Here is a 20,953-nt window from a genome sequence, read left to right on the forward strand (position 1 = left end):
TGTATTATTTAAAAAAATTAATCAATATTAAGTTCTCCGTGTTTAATATCTACAGTAACTTTTCCGGCTGGAGATTTTCCGCTTTTACTCTCATATCGGGAAGAAGTGTATGATAACTCTGTTCTCTTAACCGGGTATGAAGAAGAAATGTTTACATCGCTGTAACTTTCATTCACCAGGATATCAAAACTGGCGCCCGGATCGAAATTCAATTCAATATCGGCATATGAAGTATTCACATTTATTTCTTTAAAACCGGCAGAAATTTCTTCTATCTCCAGACCGCCGTACTTCATAACGAGGATAAGACTTTCAGAAAGGTCTTTTATATCGATTTCACTAAAATCGCTTTCCGCATTAATGACATGGGCTTTATCGATATTATATTCATCATATCCTGAATTTATCTTAAGTTTTGCAATTTTCCCAAGATCAACCTCATTATAGCGGGAATGTATATCCAGGAAATCAGACTCCTTCACTTTCAGTTCGGAGTATCCCAGAGAAATTTCAGCTTTATTCACATAAGTGATTTCGGAGGCATCGGTATAATCGATATCGATAACATTGTTCTCACTGAGGAGCTTGCCGGCATGCAGATGCCCATATTTAACGGAGATATTGGAGGACCCTTCCAGATCATCCATAAAAACTCCTCCGTATTTGTTGGAAATATCCGCCTTCATATTCCGGGGCATCTTAATCGTGTAGTCAATCGAAAATTCATTGTTTCCACGTAAACTGCCAATTGTGGTGATGCCGCTGACCTTATCGGCCGAACCCGTGAGACTGATGTTGATCTTTGAGAAAAACTCCTGGGCTTTAGTCTCAGACGAACGTTCGGTTGTAATTACCACTTCAATGGATACGGCTTTTTCTTCCCAGTTAATGCATTTCACATCACCGAATTTATTGTCGATATAGAGCAAAGCTCCCGGGTTGACTTCGTATTTAGCGGAATAGTTCTTGGTAAATTCATCCCCAAAGGCATTCAGGGCGATCAGAACTACCGGCAGAATAAATAGATTCCTGTAAGTCACTTTCATAATATATTGGTTTTAAATTTATAGTTTGCATATCCGTTCGATAATATTGTCGAGTATATCCGATTTTGTTTTAAAGTTTCTTATCAAAGCCTGCTCGACCTTTTTATTACCCGGGTTTGAATTATACTCTTTAATAAGTTCTTCATTTTGGGTTTCCAGTTTGGAAAGTTCTTCCATGGCAAGATTTCTGATTTCCGATACCTGTTCATCAGGAATGCCACATTCTGAGATCTTATCCAGTTTTTCTTCTGTCTGAAAGTCGTAGTATTGTTTTACCTCCTGGAGGTTCTCCGGCAACACGGCCGCCATCGCGCCATTTTGTTCCCGGGGAACCATCAGGAGTATTACAGCGGATACAGCCATCAGGATAACCGAGGCTGCCGCGATACGGTATAAACGTTTCCAGGATAATATCACCGGAGAATTGTTCCCGGAAGCAGCCAGGGAATTCAATTTTGCCTCGAACCTTTCCATATGACCAGGTTCCGGCTCCCTGACATCAAATGTCTCTTTGTTTGATCTTATCTTTTTTTCCAGGATGCTCATTGCTTGATATGTTTAGTTAAGGTTTGGGTCGAGGTTTTTTCCCCTAAGGGCAAGAATAAGTTTCTGCCTTGCACGGGAGTATTTTGTTCGGGTCGCATTGTAGGATAAACCCAGGATTTGAGTGATCTCTTCATGATCATAACCTTCGAGCAGATGAAGGGACAGGATGACCCGGTAACGGTCAGGAAGGTTCTCTATTTCCTTCCGGATAAGGTCAACTTTGTAAGATAAAATCTCAACGGGGTTTTCCTCTACTACCTCTGGAATGTCTTTGTCATCCATATCTGACATTTTCCACTTTTCCTGCTTTTTCAAATGGTCTATGGATTTATTCACGACAATCCTCCTCAACCAGGCTCCGAAAGCGGCTTCCCCGGAGTATGTATCAATTTTTCTGAAGGCATCCAGAAAGGCCTCCTGCATTGCGTCTTCCGCCTCTGCTGTGTGCTTTGTTATCCTGTATGCCGTATTATACATAGCCTTGTAATATCTTTTATACAATTCCAACTGTGCCTTTCTGTCATTCATCCTGCAATCGTCAATTAATTCCTCATCGGGATTCAGATATAAATCTTTTTTACCGCTTTTATCCAATGACATGAGCTTTGTTATTTTGTTACACTTTTTTAATCAAAAATAAAATTACAATGAAAGTCGGATTAATGCACGATGAACAGGCAGGTTTTATTCCTATATTTTTCATAAAATTGCATACTTTTGCCACTCATTTTATTTTTATGGCCCTTCTGCATTCTTTCGAAAAAAGTGGAAATTTTCTTTTCCGATACCGGAGTTATTTTCCTGTATTGCTTTTCCTGCTTGCCATTCCCGTTATTTACGCAACACCCTATGAATGGATGCCATCCTGGTTGAAGGTTTTGGTAACCATTATTGCCGTTGCCTTAAGTCTTGCAGGATTTCTGATACGGGCGATTGCCATTGCAACAACACCCAAAGGTACATCCGGACGTAACACAAAAAGCGGGCAGGTTGCCGAATCACTGAATACCGAAGGGATATATTCCGTTATCCGCCATCCCCTTTACCTTGGCAATTATCTGATGTGGATAGGCATTACCGTATTCACATTTAACATATACTTTATCCTGATCGTTAGCCTGGTATTTTGGTTGTATTATGAAAGGATAATGTTTGCTGAAGAGCGTTTCCTGGAAAAAAAATTCGGTGATGAATACCTGAACTGGTCACTCAAGGTGCCTTCTTTCATTCCTGCCTTCACACGCTATATCCGAAGCACCATGCCTTTTTCCTGGAAAAGTATACTGAGAAGGGAATATTCCGGTTTACTGGCAACGGTTATCGGATTTACTTTTATCGATCATCTCCGGTTTTACTTTATTCATGGGCATTTAGAATGGAACCGGATCTCGACCTGGGTTTTGCTTTGCGCTGTAGTCGTTACTCTTTTGTTGAGAACACTCAAGCACCATACAAGATTATTGCACGAATCCGACCGTTCCTGACCATGATCCCGAAATCATCCATTCCGGTTTTTGTTTACCCGGCAGCTGTGCTATCCATGTTGTTTTGGGGGATGTCGTTTGTTTGGTCAACACAGGTGTTAGAGTATTACTCTCCTATTACTACTATTCTATTGAGGCTTCTGATATCATCAGTTTTGCTTTTTTTACTGCTTAAACCGTTCGGTCTTATTGAAAATATAAGGAAAGAGCACCTGGGGCTTTTTTTGCTTTCAGCATTGTTTAATCCCTTCCTGTATTTCATAGGCGAAAATTACGGACTAAAACTGACTACCCCTACTGTCAGTGCTGTAGTCATTGCCACCATTCCAGTTTTAACACCCGTTTTTGCTTACTTCCTCCTGAAAGAAAAACTGACCATATTTAATTATATTGGGATCATGCTCAGTTTCGCAGGAGTAGTGATCATGCTCATGGGTAAAGATCTCACTCTGGATGTATCGGCAGTAGGATTAGGATTCCTGTTTTTTGCCGTCATCACAGGTATTATTTACTCGGTTTTACTTAAAAAACTGACAGTCCATTACAATGCACTGACCATCATCACCTGGCAAAATATCCTTGGTTTTATTTATATGCTCCCGGTATTTCTGATTATGGATGTTTCAACTTTTTTAGAGATCAAGCCTGGTCCCGGAGCGATCAGATCTCTGATCCTGCTCGCTGTTTTCGCATCGTCAGGAGCTTTTATCCTGTATACCATTGCAATAAAATACCTGGGAGTGAATAAATCAAATGTTTACACCAACCTGATCCCGGTAATCACGGCAATCTTTTCGTTTTATATTATCCAGGAAGAATTTACCATGAATAAATTAGCGGGTATTTTGGTTGTAGTGGGTGGAGTCTTTCTATCACAGATCCGGAGCAGGAACAAACAAATCATCAAATAATGAAAAATGTTATCGTCATAGGAGGAGGACTGGTCGGCATGCCCATGGCTATGGATCTAAGCCTTGACAAGGATATCCGTGTAACTCTTGCTGACAGAGACCTGCAAAAACTGGCAATGATCAAATCACAACCCGGAATTGCAACACTTGAATTGGATGTAACAGACAGGCACAACCTAAAAAGAGCAGTAGAGCCTTTTGACCTGGTGGTATTGGCTGTTCCTGGTCACCTGGGATTCGGAGCTTTAAAGACTATCCTTGAATCAGGTAAAACTGTGGTGGATATATCCTTTTTTCCGGAGGATCTTTTTGAGCTGGATGCAATAGCGAAAAAGCATGGTGTTACAGCAATTTGCGATATGGGAGTTGCCCCCGGAATGAGTCACCTTCTATCCGCCCATGCCATGAAACGGCTCGATGAAACCAACAAGGTCAGGATTTATGTAGGAGGATTGCCCAAGGTACGTGAGTGGCCCTGGGAATACAAAGCCGTATTCAGTCCGGCTGATGTTATTGAGGAATACACCCGGCCTGCCCGATTGGTCAGGGATGGAAAGCTGATAATTTTACCAGCTCTTTCGGAACCGGAAATACTCAGTTTTCCATCCATTGGAGAGCTGGAGGCATTCAACAGCGATGGACTGCGAAGCCTGGTTAAGACCCTGAAAGTACCCGATATGGCTGAAAAAACCCTCAGATATCCCGGGCATATAGATAAAATCAAGGTGATGCAAAGCTCAGGGTTCTTCTGTAAAGAGGCTATATTGATCAATCAGCAACCAATCAGCCCATTTGAATTTACTTCCGGATTGCTCTTCGATGCCTGGAAAATGAAGGAAGGCGATGAAGATATTACGGTAATGAAAATTGAGGTAAGCGGAATAAAAGAAGGCAAATCGCATAGCATTGTTTACGACTTGTACGATGAATATGACCCTGCAAGCGGGATCCATTCCATGGCGCGCACAACAGGTTATGCAGCGACCATGACAGCAAGGGCTCTCCTAAAAGGAATGTTTGCCGATCCCGGAGTGTTCCCGCCGGAATTACTGGCTAAGGAACCCGGTCTCGTTGAATTCATTCTGGAGGGGTTACGACAGAGAAATGTCATTTATCAGGAAACAATCAAACAAGAATAGAGGAAAAATGATTTTACGGTTTCAGATTAAGTTTTTTTTCTATTTTTGCAAACCCGACTACGGCGAGATAGCTCAGATGGTTAGAGCGTCGGATTCATAACCCGGAGGTCGCGGGTTCAACTCCCGCTCTCGCTACAAATTCATCTCTTTTTTTGTCACTACTTCCATTTCCATTGGGTATTATTTATTGCTCCCCTCGGCTTCGCTCGGGGCAGGCAATTGTTCATTGATCATTATTCATTGTTCATTGGAAAAAGCCTCCGTATTTTTACCCATTTTAAGCCTATTCCAGACACATTTCAAGCATTAGCATAAAATAATTACTAATTTCACACCTTGGAAACATGATCCCATGCCACGAAAAAATAAATATGGCAACAAATATTTATTTTATCAAGTGTTGGTATACCTGGCCCTGATTCTGGGAGTTTTCACTTTCATAGTTATCATTAGCATCCTTTTGGGTGATGATAACTATTTTGTTTGGGGCGGAGGTATCGACCTTGATATCGCTTCGAAGTTTGGAAACTTCATTGGCGGTTTTGTTGGTTTGTTCTGGCTTATTTCGGGTGTGGTTATGCTGTTTCTCGTTCTTATGAAACAAAAGGATCAGGCCTATCACACTCAGATAGAGACTCAGTTCTTTAATATGATCAGCCATCTTAACCACATTATAGAATCCATCACCGGCACAGGATACGATGAAAACACTTACACTACCATAACAAGCCGTAAATATCTCAGCTATCTGTTTTGGAAACTGCATCAAGACCTGGCCGAAGACATTGAAAACCAGATAGGGAACAAAGATTCTGCTTATTATCTCCTCCTTCATTCTCTAAAGAGCAATCCGAAACGAGTATTTCTGCAGCATGGAAGCGGAACCGATACCGACCTGGATTTACTGCATAAATGGATACAAAATGTTTATGGTTCATTTTACAACGACAATAAATCGCAGCTTGGTCATTATTTCCGTTATGTTTATCATATTATTAAGTACATTGACAATTCCCGCCTGCCGTTAAGAAATAAGAGGGAATATATTGAAATTTTCCAGGCACAGATGATGGATGATGAGCTTGGGTTGTTGTTTTACCATGGGCTTAGCCAAACCGGTGAAAAGAAACTTAAACCCTTGCTTGAAAAATACCATTTCCTTTATAACATCGATATTGCCAATCTAACCTTTCCACCTGCAGAATCCATGTTGTATCCCGGAATACCTTTTAATTTCCTGGAACAATATGTTAAGATAGGAGATAACAGACAATAGCCCTTTTCGCAGCCGGAAAACGACACAAAAAGGGCTATGTCAGATAAAATAAATGTTATTTTTTATTTCCCTCCGATGTATATCTGGAATCCAATCAAAACATCGATGGTTGCAAAAGCTATATCGGTATCCATTTCGGGGAATTTCTGATAATTAGCCGATGAAGGATAGCTTGAGTCATCTTTGGTTTTTCCTTTTATCTTTCCGCCACCCCAGCGGGTTGTAACGTCAAGAGCAAAATGCTCAGATAGCCTGAAAGCAATACCGGCTCCCATGTTGTATCCAAAACCACTGGCAACGGTCAAAATTCTTTGCTCATAGGTTTCTTCAGACCCTCCGGGCATAAAGACCTGTTTACCTTCGGCATACATCAGATGGGAATAATTTCTGAAACCCAGTGAAGCTTCAGGATACAAGGCTACAACTTTACCGAGAGGAATATAATACCGGATGATAGGGCCAACAAAGATATTAGTGGCTCCAGTCCCTTCCTTATAGTCCTTATCATAATTTGCCTTGTTATCTCCTTCCGGTTCCCATCCTTTTCCTTCAATATCAAGCTGAAGGTCAAGCCCCACGGCCAGATTCTTTACCGGGAAATAAGCGTTACGCGTCGAGACGATAATATCACCCAATATCCAGTTACGATCGTCATCTCCCTGAATATTAGGTATTTTGGTCTCTACCTTCAGGCCTCCAAAATTGGCGTAACCCGAACCTGAGAACATCCAGCTGCCCTTTTCATACTGGGCCATGGCGATACTGCTTATCAGCAGTATAAGTACAAAAAGAAAGATCTGCTTTTTCATAAACAATAGATTTGAATTAATAAATAATAATTGCTCAAGTTAATAAATTAAGTTTTATGAATATCGGGAAACATTAACAAAAAGTTACAGGTTACAGGTTACAGGTTACAACTCATCACTCAGAACCCACACTCAAACTACCTGAAGCCTGAAACCTGTATCCTGCAACCGAAAGTATGGAGCATGTAACTTGACATTTATCATTTCTGACATTTATTTTAAGTTTTATCTGATTATTCTTTATGCAATAAATGATAAATCGAATCAAGAAGTTGCTTTTCGTCTATGGGTTTTGGGATATAATCATCACAACCATCATTCAGGAACTTTTCTTTTTCTTCCTGGCGGGCGAAGGCGGTAACAGCAATTACCGGCAAAGAAGGCCTGAATTCCTTGATTAGTCTTGTGGCAGTGAGTCCATCCATTTCCGGCATGCTTATATCCATAAGAACCAGACTGATTTTTTCATTGGCCTTGCATTTTTCAACAGCCTCCGATCCGTTTTTAACCCAAAGCACCTTGGCAGCAGTGATCTCTAGCAGTTCTTTCACAAGTTCAAAATTGGATGCTACATCTTCTGCAACAAGTATTGTGAAATTCTTCAGATCTTGTCGTGTTCTCTTTTTTAGTAACTGTGGTTTTTCATCAATGGTTATGTTTTCAACAGGATGGAAAGGCAGGTTGAAATAGAACGTTGTGCCTTTTCCTACGGCGGAATCCAGCCATATCTCTCCCCCCAGCATGTTAACCAAAGTTCTGGAAATTGAAAGACCCAACCCGGTCCCCCCGTATTTTCGTGTATATGTTTCTTCAGCCTGTCTGAAGCGATCGAATATCACGTTCTGTTTATCTGCCGGAATTCCAATACCACTGTCTTTTACATAAAACTCGATCTTTTTATCCCTGATCACATAACCCACTTCGATAAATCCTTTTTCAACAAATTTAATAGCATTGGAAAGAAGATTGGAAAGTATTTGCCTGACCCTGTAGGGATCTGTTCTCATTGTAAGGCTTTGATCCTCAATATGCTTCTTTGTGATTATTTCTACGTCCTTCTTCAGTTTTTTCAGCTCCTGAACATACGAAATCACCAATTCATCGATAACCTTGTTGACATGGAAATTCTCTTCTTCAATTTTGATCTCACCCACCTCAAGCCTTGCTGTGTCAATTATATCATCAATGATCTTAAGCAGAGAAGTGGTATTATTACGAATCACCTCAATATATTCGCTTTTTCTTTCCTGGGGAAGGTCGGGTTTCAGCAAAAGATTGGAAAATCCGATTATGGCATTCATTGGAGTTCGAATTTCATGCGACATATTGGTAAGAAATGCCGTTTTTAGACGATCCGATTCCTCCGCTCTTTCCTTGGCCCTTCTAAGCTTATCTTCGGATGATTTACGTTCAATGATAATCCCGATCTGATCAGCAATGAATTCAAGCACTTTAATATCATTTTTATTAAATGCATTCTCATTTTCATAGTTCTGTACTACGAAAGCGCCAATAATCTCACCTTCAGAATGTAATGGAATTCCCAGCCATACCTTGCATAACGTCCCATTCTGAGTAATTTCGCCACTGTTGATCATTTGGAGGATGTCATCATGTTTCAGCAAAACCATCTGCTTTTTATGAATGACCATTGAAGTGAGGGTTTTGCCATCCGGGAATTTTTCAAACTGATCTTTCTCATCCACAAAATACGGCAGAGAAAGGCTATCGCTTTCCCTATCATATAAGGCAATGAAAAAATTCTTCAATTCGAGGATTTTGGAAACCTCGGTTTTGACTACCTGGATCAGATCCTTCAGCGACAAGGCAGTGCTGGCGGCCCTGGCAATCCGGTATAACACCCTCTGTACATTTTCAGCCTGCTTTCGTTCAAAAATCTCATCTTCCAGATTTTTGGTCCTTTCCTTTACCCTTTCTTCCAGTTCATTATTAAGGCGTCGCAAATCCTGATTGATTTTGTTGATCTGGATATTCTTTTCGGTCAGCATTTTGGCTGTATTCTTCCTTGTCTTATACCTGTTGAAAAACAGGATGATCAGGATGATCGTCAGTATGAGAATCACACTGAACAGATATCTTATGTTGCGTTCCCGGCTAAGCTTCAGGTTTTGAATACTATTGTTCTTACGAAGCAGTTCATTTTCCCTTTCTTTATCTTCCGTTTCATATTTTATCCTGAGTTCTGCCAGTTTATTCTGACTTTGTTCTGATATCAGGCTGTCTTTTACAACGGAATAAGCTTTGAAATAATCAAGCGCTTTAGAAAAATCCTTTCCATTCTGAAACATTTCGTACAGCGCAAAGTACCCATTGCGTAGCAGTGTTTTCGCTTGAATCCGGTCGGATAAAAGCACTCCATCCTGTAAATAAATCTGGGCACTGTCATACTGTTTTATTTCCAGGAAAACATTGCCCATGTTAAGAAGTGTATTGGCGAACTCATAGGCATTTTCAGCTTCATTACTGCTTTTCAGCGACTTCCTGTAATAATCCAGGGCGGTTTGGTATTCACCCATAGCCTGGTAAATTGAACCCACATTATTATATGCCCCTGCAAGCCTCCACGATTGTCCTATCTCCAGTCTTATCTTCAGGGCTTCAAGAAAATATATCAGAGCTGTATCCAGTTTGTTCAGGCGGTTGTATATGATCCCGATGTTATTTAACGAGCCGGCGATACCAATCTTGTTTCCGATACGCTGCCGAATTTCCAGGGCTTTTAACTGATGCTCAAGGGCTTTTTCGTAATTCCCCTGAACCCCGTAAATGATACCTATATTATTAATAGTGTTGTGATTGTCTTCATCACTATAATTCATCGATTCCATATAGTTCGACAAAGCTTTACCCAGATCTCCAAGTTTCCAGTATATAAGTCCGAGCGTATTATAAGATTCAGAGATCTTCAGGCTATCCTGAAGCTGAAGGTTAAGATTAAGTGCTTGTCTGCCATATTCCAATGCATAATAATACTCGCTTATTTTATAATAAACGATAGCCAGAGAGCTGAGCGCAACTGCAGTCTTAGCCTGGCTGTTTAAATCCTGGAATATCTCAAGAGCTTGCTCATAATTCCTGATGGCCATTTCATGATTGTTCAGGATATTATGGGCATTTCCAATGTTTTCCAGTGCACGGGCCTCCAACATTTTATCTTTAAGGCTGCTTGCCAGATCGAAAGCTTCCTCCGCATATACCAGGGCGTTATCGCCTGAGGTATTGATATAGGCTTCGGATATGGAAAGGAGGAGTTCCACCTTGTCGGTTCCCCGGGTAGTTTCCAGCCTTGCTAACAGACTATCAACATTAACCGAATAAACCGGGAATGCCGCAAAGAAAAAAAACAGAAAGAGGATTCTATTTAACATGTTTAATCTGATGCTAATAAAGGTAATTATATTTTAGTAACATATTTTACAATTTTATGGTTCAGTTCGACAGGATTAAATGGTTTTGTTACATAATCATTCATTCCTGCCTGCATGACTTGCTCCCTCACTTCCAGCAATGCTGAGGCGGTAAGTGCAATGATTGGAATGTCCTTTATCCGGGGATCTTCCATTTTCCGGATAGCGCGGGCAGTGTCATAGCCATCCAGTTCAGGCATCTGAAGATCCATCAGGATAATATCATAATGGTTTTGTTTTATTTTTTCCAGGGCAACCAGTCCATTTTCCGCCTCATCTACTATAGCTCCCCATTTCATGAGGTATTTGCTTGCGATAACCTGATTGATTATATTATCTTCCACCAGGAGAATGTTCACATTCTTAATAGACTGCAACTCATCCGATCTTGTCTTCCGGATATCCTTTGTCTGATCTTCTTTACCAAGGGTATAGGGTATAATGAAAGTGAATTCAGATCCTTTACCGAGTTCACTTTCCACACTGATGGATCCTTTCTGTAACTCAACAAGCCGTTTGGTTATAGCAAGCCCCAATCCTGTTCCTCCAATATTGTATTTTGCCGTTGAACTTGCCTGAATGAAGGGATTAAAGATATCATCAAGCTTATCTGCCGGTATACCCACACCGGAATCACTTACAATAAAACGGATGTATGCCTTATTGCCCTTCATATTCATTAGAGACGCATCAAGGGATATTTTCCCTTTTTCCGTGAATTTCACTGCATTGCCTACCAGGTTAGTGATGATTTGGTTAAGCCTGACGGAATCACCCTTCAGCGCTACAGGAAGATCATCCGACATATTGAGATCAACCTCAACGCCTTTTGCTTTCGCTCTAATTACAAAAGTCTGCTTAACGCTATTCAACAGATCATGTAAGTTGAAGTCTGTTTCTTCAAGATCAATCTTTCCTGCTTCAATCTTCGAAAAATCGAGAATATCACTGATTAGCGACAGTAAATGCTCAGCTGAAAAATTGAGTGTTTTCAGGTTTTCCATCTGATCTTCCCGTGGGTCTTCCTCCATAAGCAAATTGGAAATACCAATGATGGCATTCAGAGGAGTTCTCATTTCATGGCTCATGGTTGAAAGGAACTGCTGTTTTGCATGGTTGGCCGAATCTGCATCTTCTTTGGCCCTGATGAGTTCCAGTTGTTTTGTCTTTAATTCGGTGATGTCGCGACTAATACCTGTGATACCTATTACATTTCCATCTTTATTGAATATGGGGGATTTGAATGTTTCATACCACTCTCCCTCGGTCAGATTCGGGTCATGTGCTTCGGAATACAGTTGCATTTTTGTATCTATGACCCTCTGATCATCAGCCTGAAAGCGGGAAGCCACCTCCAGGGGACAAATATCATAATCTGTTTTACCCAAAAGTTCGGAAGGGCTTAATCCGTAGAATCGGGCAAAAGGTTTGTTAACTGCAATATATCTTCCATGCAGATCCTTGAGCCATGCTTTGTAAGGCAAATTATCCAGAATAGCATTCAGGCGGGCCCTGCTTTCCAGGATTTCGATCTCAAATTTCTTCCTTTCGGTTATATCGACCAGTACAGTCAATGTTGCAGGTGTATCACCATAAGGTATCAACGATGAACGAACTATTACATCATGCGTAATACCTTCCTTATCGATCAGGCGAATTTCATAATCATCAACACTTTCCCCCATCATGCGCCTGCTTACTGATTGTATAACCTTTTCGTGATCATCTTCATGGACATGTTCAAGGATGGAACTCCCTATGAGTTCATCCATCGGATACTTGAACTTCCTGCATCCGGCTTCGTTGATGAAAATGATTTTATCCTCCTGATGCAGCACGACATAATCCGGCAGATGACGTACCAGTGCCCTAAACCGTTCTTCACTCTTTTTAAGGGTTTCTTCAGTTTTTTCCCTTTGAATGATCTCCTTTTCCAGGTTGACTTTTTGTCTGAAGAAATTCTTGATCAAAACTGCCAACCTCCCAAATTCATTATTCTTCCGGCTTAGCCCCTCAATAGGGACTACATTGTTGGTAACCAGGCTCACCGATATCAATCTAAGAGGCTTGTATATCCAGTTTACCAGCAGGAAGGAAATAATAACCGTAAGAAGAATCGTCAAAACCAGATACAACATGAAAAGATTATTGGCAAATTGGTTGAATTTGCTGATTACCTTCTCTTCCACAAGAAATTCAATCTGACCTATTTCCTGTGCGGCATATCCAAAAAGTGGCTTTACAACTGCAATCTCATGCAATTCATACGAATCTTCATCAACCTCGTGGTCGTAATCTTCAAAGATTCTGATATGACTTTTAGAAGCATCTTCCAGTTCACGGATAAAATACTCATCCCAAAGCTTCCCGATAAAAAGATAACCCCTTGCCTGCAATGGCCGGATTGTATCCGAAGGATGGTTTATGGTAGCACCCCGTATTTCCAGCAGTCCGTCATCAGACATATGGAAAAACTGAGAATAGAATGCATTTGAAAACATCTTCATCCTATGACTGTCCGGTATGGGTGCTTGATGCAAAGAATCATCCAAAGTAGCATTCCTGGAATAAACAAGGTTAAAGTTTTTATCATAAATCCAGAAAACATCATAATCATACTTTGTAACCAGGATGTCGAAATTCTCTTTGGCAAACAATGAATCGGGGCTTTCCAGGAACCTAAGAGTTCCATCCCATAAACTATAAATCCTTTCCACCAGATTCTTGTAAGAAGAACCTTTTATAGCAAGGATATTATCCTGAACATCAAAGTATTTGATTTTTTGCTCTTCATATAGAAAGTCGTAACGCTGACGTTCCACCGACTTCATAAGGAAAAATCCGGATATAAAAAATAATACAAGGATAGCCAAGATGAACAATATCCTGTACCTGATATTTGGTGTAATAGTTTTCATGTATTCTCCGTGTGGATTAACTGGCAGATCCACCTTAGTGCACTAAAAATGCTATGTTGCAACAAAGTTAATTTATGGGGTATTACGTAATTTATACCGCATTGTTACAATATATAATAAGTAATTGCTTATTATTGTAATCTTCTAAATATCATTGAGAATTTTGAGCAAAATGAAACCGGCATGTCTTACATTCACAAATATTGAAAGCAATAATTTGCTTCATGCAGGTTCCAACGTACCATTAAATTAAAACTATTATATGATGAAATCATTACGTTTATTTTTGGGAGTAATCGGTGCAGTTATAATACTGGCCGGCTGTAATCAGCAAAGTACAGTTGATCAACCCGTTATTGGCAAACAGGAACTCAATCTCAGCAGCGATCTTATGACCCCGGAGGTATTATGGGCTTTTGGGAGAATAGGTGAAGTCAGCGTTTCACCGGAAGGGAACAAAGTTCTTTTCAGTGTTGGCTATTATGATATTCCAATAAACAAAGGCAATCGCGATCTCTACATGATGAACACAGATGGAAGCGATCTTCAGCAAATAACCAGAACCCCTTTTAGCGAATTTAATGCAGTATGGAAGCCGGATGGTAAAAAAATTGGATTCCTATCTGCTGAAAGCGGATCGGTACAATTATGGGAGATGTCGCCCGACGGCACCAACAAAGTAATGATCAGCAATATTGATAACGGTATAGGTGGATTCAAATATTCTCCCGACATGACCATGATAGCCTTCATCAAGGAGGTGATTATTGAGAATCCCTATGCCAAACTTTATGAAGGTCTGCCCAAGACCTCCGGGCGTATAGCAAATGATCTGATGTACAGACACTGGGATCACTGGGTGGATGCAGTTAGCCATTTATTTATGGCTGACTACGATGGAAAATCCCTGAGCAATGTCAAGGATATTATGGAAGGAGAACCCTATGAGTCCCCATTGAGTCCATTTGGAGGCATGGAGCAGATTTCCTGGAGCCCCGACAGTAAAATACTGGCTTACACATGTAAAAAATTGAAAGGCCTGGAGTATAGCAAATCCACCAACTCGGATATATATTTTTACGACATTGCTACAGGAAAAACGGCCAATATGACCGAAGGAATGATGGGCTTTGATATAGGGCCTGTTTTTTCACCCGACGGTAAAAAAATGGCATGGGAAAGTATGGAACGCGATGGATATGAATCCGATAAAAACAGGCTGTTTGTTTTGAATCTTGAAACCGGCGTTAAAACTGATTATACCAAAGACTTGGATCAGAATGCCCATGGACCTGCATGGTCGGCCGACGGGCAGACGATTTTCTTTATCAGTCCGTGGCACGGGACAGAGGACATATACGAGCTTTACCTTCCCAGCGGCCACATCCGGAAGATTACGGAAGGCATACACAACTATCTGAGTGTCGAACCCGCTGGCGATAAGCTGATTGCTTCCCGTCAATCAATGTCCATGACAACCGAAATTTTTTCAGTAAATCCCATTGATGGAGCCGACACACAGATATCCTTTGTCAATCAGGACATTCTTAATCAGCTTACTATGGGAAATATTGAGGAACGATGGATCAAAACCACTGATGATAAGGAAATGCTTACATGGATTATCTATCCTCCGCATTTTGATCCTGCTAAGACCTATCCGGCTTTATTGTATTGCCAGGGAGGCCCCCAAAGTATGGTCAGCCAGTTTTGGTCGTACCGATGGAATTTCCAGATGATGGCTGCCAACGGCTATATTATTGTCGCACCCAATCGCAGAGGATTGCCTGGCTTCGGTCAGGAATGGCTGGAGCAGATCTCGGGTGATTATGGCGGACAAAATATGAAAGACTATTTTAGCGCCATCGATGCGCTGGCAAATGAACCATTTGTTGATGAAACCCGATTGGGTGCAGTTGGGGCAAGCTACGGAGGATTTTCTGTTTACTGGCTCGCCGGCAACCACGATAAGAGGTTTAAAGCATTTATTGCCCACGATGGAATGTTCAATTTCGAGGCCCAATACCTTGAAACGGAAGAAATGTGGTTTGCCGACTGGGACCTTGGCGGCGCATTCTGGGAATTCGACAATAAAATCGCTCAGAATTCCTATGCAAATTCACCGCATAAGTTCGTACACAAATGGGATACTCCCATCCTGGTCATCCATGGTGAAAGAGATTACAGAATTACCTATACCCAGGGGATGAGTGCGTTCAACGCAGCCGTGCTCAGAGGTGTTCCTGCCGAATTCCTGTACTTTCCCGATGAAAACCATTGGGTATTATCGCCACAAAATGGCATATTATGGCAGAGAACGTTTTTTAACTGGCTTGATCGGTGGTTGAAGTGAAGCTGGGGACTGGGGACTGGGGACTGGGGACTGGGAACTGGGAACTGGGAACTGGGAACTGGGGACTGGGGACTGGGGACTGGGAACTGGGAACAAGTTGCAGGTTACAGGGGGCAGGGGGCAGAGTAAAGGGTGTGGAGTGTGAGGTACAGCCTGTAACTTGCACCCTGTAGCTTGTAACCTGTAGCTTGTCGCTTGTAGCTTGTCACTTGTCACTTGTCACTTGTCGCTTGTAGCTTGTCGCTTGTCGCTTGCACCTTGATTTTCCCCTACTCGTTATAAACAATCTTATAGGCCATCACTCTTCCGTCGGCGAAGGTTGGAACGTAGAGGATACCCGTGGAGGGGGCAAAGAATATATCTGCGGCATTGACCAGTTTATCGGAGGTATTGAAGAGAATGATCTTTAGGTCAGGAGGTTGTATAAATTGAACCAAACCTCTCCAGTTTGAGATAATATAATTTCCATGCATATCAACATTTAATCCGTCGATGCTGCCTGTTCCCTCAAACGAGATTTTATGGTCTCCGGTTTTTGTATCCACTTTAATAATACGGTCGGTACAACCGATATAAAGGACATTATCCTTGAGATAAAGGCCGTTTGGACTGACCAGTATTTCTCCTTCCATCCAATTTTCAATACTTTTACCATCGTAACGGTATATAACACCCGCCTGCATGTCAGAAATATACACATAACCTTGTGGATCGGTGGTGATATCATTCAGGAATTTTGCCCCTTCAACATCATGTATATGAAGGATTCTGCCCGTAGGAATATCGATCTCAATAAGACGCGTGATATCGGTAACGTACAAAACATTTCCGATTTTCCCCATACCTTTGGGAGCATTTAAACCCTGAACCCACTGCAGATCAATCACTTTTCCATCAAGTCCAACCCTGGAAATGAAACCATTTTCATCTTCCACGGTAGGATTTCCATTGATGTTTGATACATACAGCACTTTGTTTTGATGATCATAAAAAACGGATTCCGGAATTTGGAATACTTTTTCCGACTCCCAAAGCTTGTCGGCCCTTACCTTGCCTGTATCCTGTGAAAAAACTACAGATGCAAGAATGAGGGCCGATATTAATGTGATGAATGACTTTCTCATGACTGTAAATTTATTTTCAAAAATAGCCAAAAGAAATCAATCTTTTCAGAAAATTTACTTTTGCAGTATTGATGACTTTCTCAGATAAATATCACCTGAAATAGTTTCCAGGAATATACTTCTTCCGCCTTCGTTCAGGGTTGCATTTACTGAATGGCCTCCAACATGAAATAATCCATCTACCTCATCTTCAAATTCCAGGTCAAGGTCAGAATACATACCTCCTGTAATGGTTTGCAGATCAAAATCAACCCGGGCGTTTTCCGTAATGGCCAGATCGATGAATCCGCTGATGGTGTTTACCTCCAGTTCACCCGATAAGCCAATTAAAACAACGTTTCCACTGATGGTTTCCATGCTTAGTTCAGTGTTTTGAGGGATGCACACTTCATAAAAAATTTCCATATTGATGCAATCAGACCGGTAAACAACCTGCCCATTTTCATCCTGAGTTATTCTGTAACCCCTTGAAAGCTCTTTTAAACCTTTTATTTCCGATTCTATCTCCAGGTCTCCACTATCATCAATCTTAAGAATAAAAGCGTCGTTATCTTCATTATCATTTATATTCACCGAAACACTTATCTGAACTTCATCCTTTTCCCACCCGGAAACCTTTATTTCGTCAGCAAAAGGAAAATCAATTTTGATAACCTGGCTATCGCTATACGGGATTGATTTTTCAACCACACGTTGTGAAAAAGCTCCTCCTGCCTGCACAAGAAGCAGGAGAAGCATTACAATAAACCTTTCCATGGCTATTTCTTTCTGAGATAAATATTATCATTAATTGCTGTAAGCTTCAACTCAACACCACCACCGTTGAGCTTCCCTCCTACATTTCTTCCACCGATAAAATCCATATTTTTACTTTTACCGGGAATTTCAATATCGAGATTAGTATAAACCTCACTGTTAACTGTCCGGATTTCAAGATCAGCCTTTGTATCACCCGGAAGGCTTATATCCAGGACACCGTTTATCGCAGTAATAGAGGAAGGGCTTTCCTGGTTTAGCTTACTTATTACAATGTTAATGTCACCGTTTATGGCATTAATCACTGCAGGGCCGGTAATATTTTCCAGGAAGATATCCGGATTCAGCGCCTGGATTTCAATTTCATTACTTATGCCTTTAATTCGAATATCCTCATCAGCAAACGGACTGGAAAAGTCAAGCTTAACTACGAGGGAAGCAGGAACCTTGAAGGTATATATAGCATCTTCAATTCTTTTTGTCGCACCTTTTACCTCGATTGCATCCCCGGAGATTACTACCTGTAATCCTATTTGAGTGTTATCCACAATATCGGATAACGGTTTAAGGCCATCAGCTCTTTCCGGTGGTTTAGAAAAGTTTTGAGTTTGAATGATCAGTTCATTTCCGTTTGTGGCTTCGATTACGATTCCTGCAGGGAAATTACTAACGCTCAATCTTTTTGCATTTTCGATATTCATTTTATATTCCTGAGAAAATGAACTGAGTGAAAATACTGTCGTTAATACTATTAAAGTTATTGTTTTCATGATAATTAGGTTTTAAAAAAGGAACATTCATTTTATTTAGTAGCAGGAAAAAATAACAAGTAGTTTCAGGTTACAGGTTACAGGTTACAGGTTACAAGTGACAGGATAACGATCCATATTCAACTGTCGGTTAACTGCAACCTGAAACATGCAGCCTGTAACCTGTAACATGGATCGTGTAACTCGACATTTTTCCTTCCTGGTATTCATTAATCGTTTTTCTTATTGTTATTTTAATTCTCAGATAATGGTTCTAAGACCTTTCATAGCCTGGCTTTTAACCACATCTGCATTTTCCGGTGATTCAATGATTCTGTTCAAAGGGTCAACGGCTCTTTCATCACCGGTTTCGGAAATAAGCTGTATCAAAGTGATCTGCATCAGCGGATCCCTTTCAATATTCAAAGCGTTGATCAGGGCGTCTTTCACGAAACTATATCCGGTATATTTCGACAGAGCCGTAGCAGCTGCCATTCTCACATTCACATTACCATCGCGGTTCATAGTGTTGATCAGGGCCATGATCATTTCTTCCCCGGGTTCCTCCTGGTCACGAATATAACTTACAGCCTGGATTCGCTGACTTGCACTGGATTCTTCCAATTTCGAAATCATCAGGATATGTTTCATAATATCTATTTCATTCCTGAGCATTTCCATTTCACGATGGCTGGAACGCGGGCCTGGGTTGAGGATAAAACCCATCAGGAAACCGGTTATCAGGATCAGGAAACCGGCTGCAATCCTTCCCGATGGAGAAGTTATCCATTGCACTATTCCTGGAAAGCTATATCTCTTTCCTGCACTATCACCAGCCAGTCTTTCTTTTTCAGCGGAAAGACTATCCAGAAAGCGTTTTCTCAGCTGGTCGGAGGGCGTGGCCAAAGGCAACTGTTGCAAATCAATCAACAGATCTTTCATCTGTTCATATTCTCTGTGACATCCAGGGCAAGCCGACAGATGCCTGCGTACCTCCGTTACAATTTCCGGATCCAGGATACCATCGATATAATCGATAAGCAGGGTTTTTACTTTTATGCAATCCATTGTGATCATATTTAAACCAATTGAAAATAGTACTCCCTTAATTTATGCATGGCCCGGTGAACCTTAACTTTAATTGCCGGAACGGAATTTCCCGTTATTTCCGAGATTTCTTCATACTTCAGCCCCTGGAAACGACTCAGTTCTATTATCTCCTTCTGCTCTTCCGTTAGCTGTTCCAAAGCATCATATAAAGCATTATATTTTTCATTTCGCTCCATTTCCTCTAATGCATCGGCCGAATCCGCGGACTTGTACATCATGATAAGATCACCGTTCACATATTGCTTGTTCTTATGATAATGATCAATATGTACATTTCTTGCCATCTGATAAAGCCAGGACCTGAATGACTTGCCATCTGTATAGGATTCGCGGTACATCATAACCCGTGAAAAAACCGTATGGGCAAGGTCTTCGCTATTCATCCGGTTACCGGTCAATCTGAGGAAAAAATTAAAGAGAGGAACCTGGTATTTTTCAAATAATGGAATCATTGATTCCAGGTTACCCTCTTTAACTTCCTTCATCCAAATCTCATCGGTTTTAGTTTCCATGAAAAAGTGTTTTTCGTACTTAAATTACCTGAGAATTGCTAAATGGTTACAAGGGAATAAAATTTTATATGAGTATTGGGAAACATTAACACAAAGTTACAGGCGACAGGTTGCAAGCGACAACTCATCACTCATCACCCACACCCACACTACCTGCACCCTGCACCCTGCAGCCTGTAACCTGCACCCTGCATCCTGCATCCTGCAACCATAGAGCAGGCAACTTGATATTAATCATACCCGATACTCATTAAATTTTATTAAAAGCAAGACAGCTGGAAAACATTCTTTTGCAACAATTGTTTTCTAAATATATTACTGATAATCAAAGGTAAAGAAATATTCATGAAAACACTAAGCAATGTTTTAAGGTTTCTGCTGGCTATAATACTCCTGGTTTTCGGGTTGAACAAAGTATTTCATTTTCTTCCGATGGAAATGGGGTCAGGGCCAGGAGCCGATTTTTTTGGAGCCCTGATCGCCGCAGGATATATGATACCCGTTATTGTAGCAGTCGAATTAATAGCGGCATTTTCGCTGATGCTAAACCGTTTTGTTTCTTTCACTATGGTTCTGCTTGCTCCAATATCACTTAACATCCTGTTATATGGCATCTTTCTTGATTCCATGAGCCTTCCCATCGGTGGATTTACATTCCTTTTAAATTTATATTTCCTGGTCATAAACAGGAAGGTATATTGGGAGATGTTTAAGAAGGAATGATGATGGGGGAACTGGGGGCTGGGTGACTGGGAGCTGGGTGACTGGGAACTGGGGGCTGGGCGACTGGGG

At 41.0% G+C, this 20,953-nt stretch carries 17 protein-coding genes and 1 tRNA gene; 7 read left to right on the forward strand and 11 right to left on the reverse strand.

Going from position 1 to position 20,953, the window contains the following annotated elements:
* Nucleotides 1-17: 17 nt before the first annotated feature.
* The 3 genes from KKA81_07985 to KKA81_07995 are packed head-to-tail and all read right to left on the reverse strand — an operon-like array spanning nucleotide 18 to nucleotide 2,192.
* The gene (locus KKA81_07985; GenBank protein ID MBU2650860.1) at nucleotides 18-1,046 is read right to left on the reverse strand and encodes a hypothetical protein; all 1,029 of its coding nucleotides are present in this window, start codon (nucleotides 1,044-1,046) and stop codon (nucleotides 18-20) included.
* Nucleotides 1,047-1,064: 18 nt separating this feature from the next.
* Entirely contained in the window at nucleotides 1,065-1,592 is a 528-nt protein-coding gene (locus KKA81_07990) for a hypothetical protein (GenBank protein MBU2650861.1), read from the reverse strand.
* Nucleotides 1,593-1,604: 12 nt separating this feature from the next.
* Entirely contained in the window at nucleotides 1,605-2,192 is a 588-nt protein-coding gene (locus tag KKA81_07995; protein MBU2650862.1) for an RNA polymerase sigma factor, read from the reverse strand.
* Between the two features lie 47 nt (nucleotides 2,193-2,239).
* Between KKA81_07995 and KKA81_08000 the strand changes: the two genes are divergently transcribed.
* The 5 genes from KKA81_08000 to KKA81_08020 all read left to right on the forward strand — a co-directional run bounded on the left by KKA81_08000 (nucleotide 2,240) and on the right by KKA81_08020 (nucleotide 6,402).
* A complete protein-coding gene (locus tag KKA81_08000) occupies nucleotides 2,240-3,076 on the forward strand; it encodes an isoprenylcysteine carboxylmethyltransferase family protein (protein ID MBU2650863.1) in 837 nt (278 codons plus the stop codon).
* Between the two features lie 2 nt (nucleotides 3,077-3,078).
* On the forward strand, nucleotides 3,079-3,987 hold the full coding sequence (locus KKA81_08005) for a DMT family transporter (GenBank protein ID MBU2650864.1): 909 nt from the start codon (nucleotides 3,079-3,081) through the stop codon (nucleotides 3,985-3,987).
* A complete protein-coding gene (locus KKA81_08010; GenBank protein ID MBU2650865.1) occupies nucleotides 3,987-5,126 on the forward strand; it encodes a saccharopine dehydrogenase NADP-binding domain-containing protein in 1,140 nt (379 codons plus the stop codon). The genes KKA81_08005 and KKA81_08010 overlap by 1 nt, the downstream gene beginning before the upstream one ends.
* 61 nt (nucleotides 5,127-5,187) lie before the next feature.
* A tRNA-Met gene (locus tag KKA81_08015) sits at nucleotides 5,188-5,261 on the forward strand.
* A gap of 217 nt (nucleotides 5,262-5,478) precedes the next feature.
* Complete coding sequence (locus tag KKA81_08020) at nucleotides 5,479-6,402, forward strand: putative phage abortive infection protein (GenBank protein MBU2650866.1); 924 nt, start codon at nucleotides 5,479-5,481, stop codon at nucleotides 6,400-6,402.
* Nucleotides 6,403-6,464: 62 nt separating this feature from the next.
* Here KKA81_08020 and KKA81_08025 read toward each other — a convergent pair whose 3' ends face one another.
* The 3 genes from KKA81_08025 to KKA81_08035 form a co-directional block, all read right to left on the reverse strand.
* Nucleotides 6,465-7,211, reverse strand: a complete 747-nt coding sequence (locus tag KKA81_08025) for an outer membrane beta-barrel protein (GenBank protein MBU2650867.1) — start codon at nucleotides 7,209-7,211, stop codon at nucleotides 6,465-6,467.
* 233 nt (nucleotides 7,212-7,444) lie between these two features.
* The gene (locus KKA81_08030; GenBank protein ID MBU2650868.1) at nucleotides 7,445-10,600 is read right to left on the reverse strand and encodes a tetratricopeptide repeat protein; all 3,156 of its coding nucleotides are present in this window, start codon (nucleotides 10,598-10,600) and stop codon (nucleotides 7,445-7,447) included.
* Nucleotides 10,601-10,626: 26 nt separating this feature from the next.
* Nucleotides 10,627-13,557: a PAS domain S-box protein gene (locus KKA81_08035; GenBank protein ID MBU2650869.1), complete on the reverse strand. Its 2,931-nt coding sequence runs from the start codon at nucleotides 13,555-13,557 to the stop codon at nucleotides 10,627-10,629.
* A gap of 262 nt (nucleotides 13,558-13,819) precedes the next feature.
* Here KKA81_08035 and KKA81_08040 point away from each other — a divergent pair, with 262 nt between their 5' ends.
* On the forward strand, nucleotides 13,820-15,910 hold the full coding sequence (locus KKA81_08040; GenBank protein MBU2650870.1) for a S9 family peptidase: 2,091 nt from the start codon (nucleotides 13,820-13,822) through the stop codon (nucleotides 15,908-15,910).
* 269 nt (nucleotides 15,911-16,179) lie between these two features.
* Here the strand turns inward: KKA81_08040 and KKA81_08045 are convergent, their stop codons facing one another.
* From KKA81_08045 to KKA81_08065, 5 genes are all read right to left on the reverse strand, one after another.
* The gene (locus KKA81_08045) at nucleotides 16,180-17,034 is read right to left on the reverse strand and encodes an SMP-30/gluconolactonase/LRE family protein (GenBank protein ID MBU2650871.1); all 855 of its coding nucleotides are present in this window, start codon (nucleotides 17,032-17,034) and stop codon (nucleotides 16,180-16,182) included.
* A 54-nt stretch (nucleotides 17,035-17,088) separates the two neighbouring features.
* Nucleotides 17,089-17,790: a DUF4097 domain-containing protein gene (locus tag KKA81_08050; protein MBU2650872.1), complete on the reverse strand. Its 702-nt coding sequence runs from the start codon at nucleotides 17,788-17,790 to the stop codon at nucleotides 17,089-17,091.
* Between the two features lie 2 nt (nucleotides 17,791-17,792).
* Nucleotides 17,793-18,560, reverse strand: a complete 768-nt coding sequence (locus KKA81_08055) for a DUF4097 domain-containing protein (GenBank protein ID MBU2650873.1) — start codon at nucleotides 18,558-18,560, stop codon at nucleotides 17,793-17,795.
* A gap of 240 nt (nucleotides 18,561-18,800) precedes the next feature.
* A complete protein-coding gene (locus tag KKA81_08060; GenBank protein MBU2650874.1) occupies nucleotides 18,801-19,607 on the reverse strand; it encodes a HEAT repeat domain-containing protein in 807 nt (268 codons plus the stop codon).
* An 11-nt stretch (nucleotides 19,608-19,618) separates the two neighbouring features.
* Entirely contained in the window at nucleotides 19,619-20,161 is a 543-nt protein-coding gene (locus KKA81_08065; protein ID MBU2650875.1) for a sigma-70 family RNA polymerase sigma factor, read from the reverse strand.
* A gap of 345 nt (nucleotides 20,162-20,506) precedes the next feature.
* Here KKA81_08065 and KKA81_08070 point away from each other — a divergent pair, with 345 nt between their 5' ends.
* Nucleotides 20,507-20,884 carry a DoxX protein gene (locus tag KKA81_08070; GenBank protein MBU2650876.1) on the forward strand — a complete coding sequence of 126 codons (378 nt, stop codon included), beginning with the start codon at nucleotides 20,507-20,509 and terminating at the stop codon, nucleotides 20,882-20,884.
* The last annotated feature ends 69 nt before the right edge of the window (nucleotides 20,885-20,953 follow it).

The organism is Bacteroidota bacterium, assembly GCA_018831055.1.
Lineage (GTDB): Bacteria > Bacteroidota > Bacteroidia > Bacteroidales > B18-G4 > M55B132.

Bases quoted from the DNA above. Each gene is read 5' to 3' on its own strand.
- KKA81_07985 (MBU2650860.1), bottom strand. From the start codon at position 1,046: ATGAAAGTGACTTACAGGAATCTATTTATTCTGCCGGTAGTTCTGATC.
- KKA81_07990 (MBU2650861.1), bottom strand. From the start codon at position 1,592: ATGAGCATCCTGGAAAAAAAGATAAGATCAAACAAAGAGACATTTGAT.
- KKA81_07995 (MBU2650862.1), bottom strand. From the start codon at position 2,192: ATGTCATTGGATAAAAGCGGTAAAAAAGATTTATATCTGAATCCCGAT.
- KKA81_08000 (MBU2650863.1), top strand. From the start codon at position 2,240: ATGAAAGTCGGATTAATGCACGATGAACAGGCAGGTTTTATTCCTATA.
- KKA81_08005 (MBU2650864.1), top strand. From the start codon at position 3,079: ATGATCCCGAAATCATCCATTCCGGTTTTTGTTTACCCGGCAGCTGTG.
- KKA81_08010 (MBU2650865.1), top strand. From the start codon at position 3,987: ATGAAAAATGTTATCGTCATAGGAGGAGGACTGGTCGGCATGCCCATG.
- KKA81_08020 (MBU2650866.1), top strand. From the start codon at position 5,479: ATGCCACGAAAAAATAAATATGGCAACAAATATTTATTTTATCAAGTG.
- KKA81_08025 (MBU2650867.1), bottom strand. From the start codon at position 7,211: ATGAAAAAGCAGATCTTTCTTTTTGTACTTATACTGCTGATAAGCAGT.
- KKA81_08030 (MBU2650868.1), bottom strand. From the start codon at position 10,600: ATGTTAAATAGAATCCTCTTTCTGTTTTTTTTCTTTGCGGCATTCCCG.
- KKA81_08035 (MBU2650869.1), bottom strand. From the start codon at position 13,557: ATGAAAACTATTACACCAAATATCAGGTACAGGATATTGTTCATCTTG.
- KKA81_08040 (MBU2650870.1), top strand. From the start codon at position 13,820: ATGATGAAATCATTACGTTTATTTTTGGGAGTAATCGGTGCAGTTATA.
- KKA81_08045 (MBU2650871.1), bottom strand. From the start codon at position 17,034: ATGAGAAAGTCATTCATCACATTAATATCGGCCCTCATTCTTGCATCT.
- KKA81_08050 (MBU2650872.1), bottom strand. From the start codon at position 17,790: ATGGAAAGGTTTATTGTAATGCTTCTCCTGCTTCTTGTGCAGGCAGGA.
- KKA81_08055 (MBU2650873.1), bottom strand. From the start codon at position 18,560: ATGAAAACAATAACTTTAATAGTATTAACGACAGTATTTTCACTCAGT.
- KKA81_08060 (MBU2650874.1), bottom strand. From the start codon at position 19,607: ATGGATTGCATAAAAGTAAAAACCCTGCTTATCGATTATATCGATGGT.
- KKA81_08065 (MBU2650875.1), bottom strand. From the start codon at position 20,161: ATGGAAACTAAAACCGATGAGATTTGGATGAAGGAAGTTAAAGAGGGT.
- KKA81_08070 (MBU2650876.1), top strand. From the start codon at position 20,507: ATGAAAACACTAAGCAATGTTTTAAGGTTTCTGCTGGCTATAATACTC.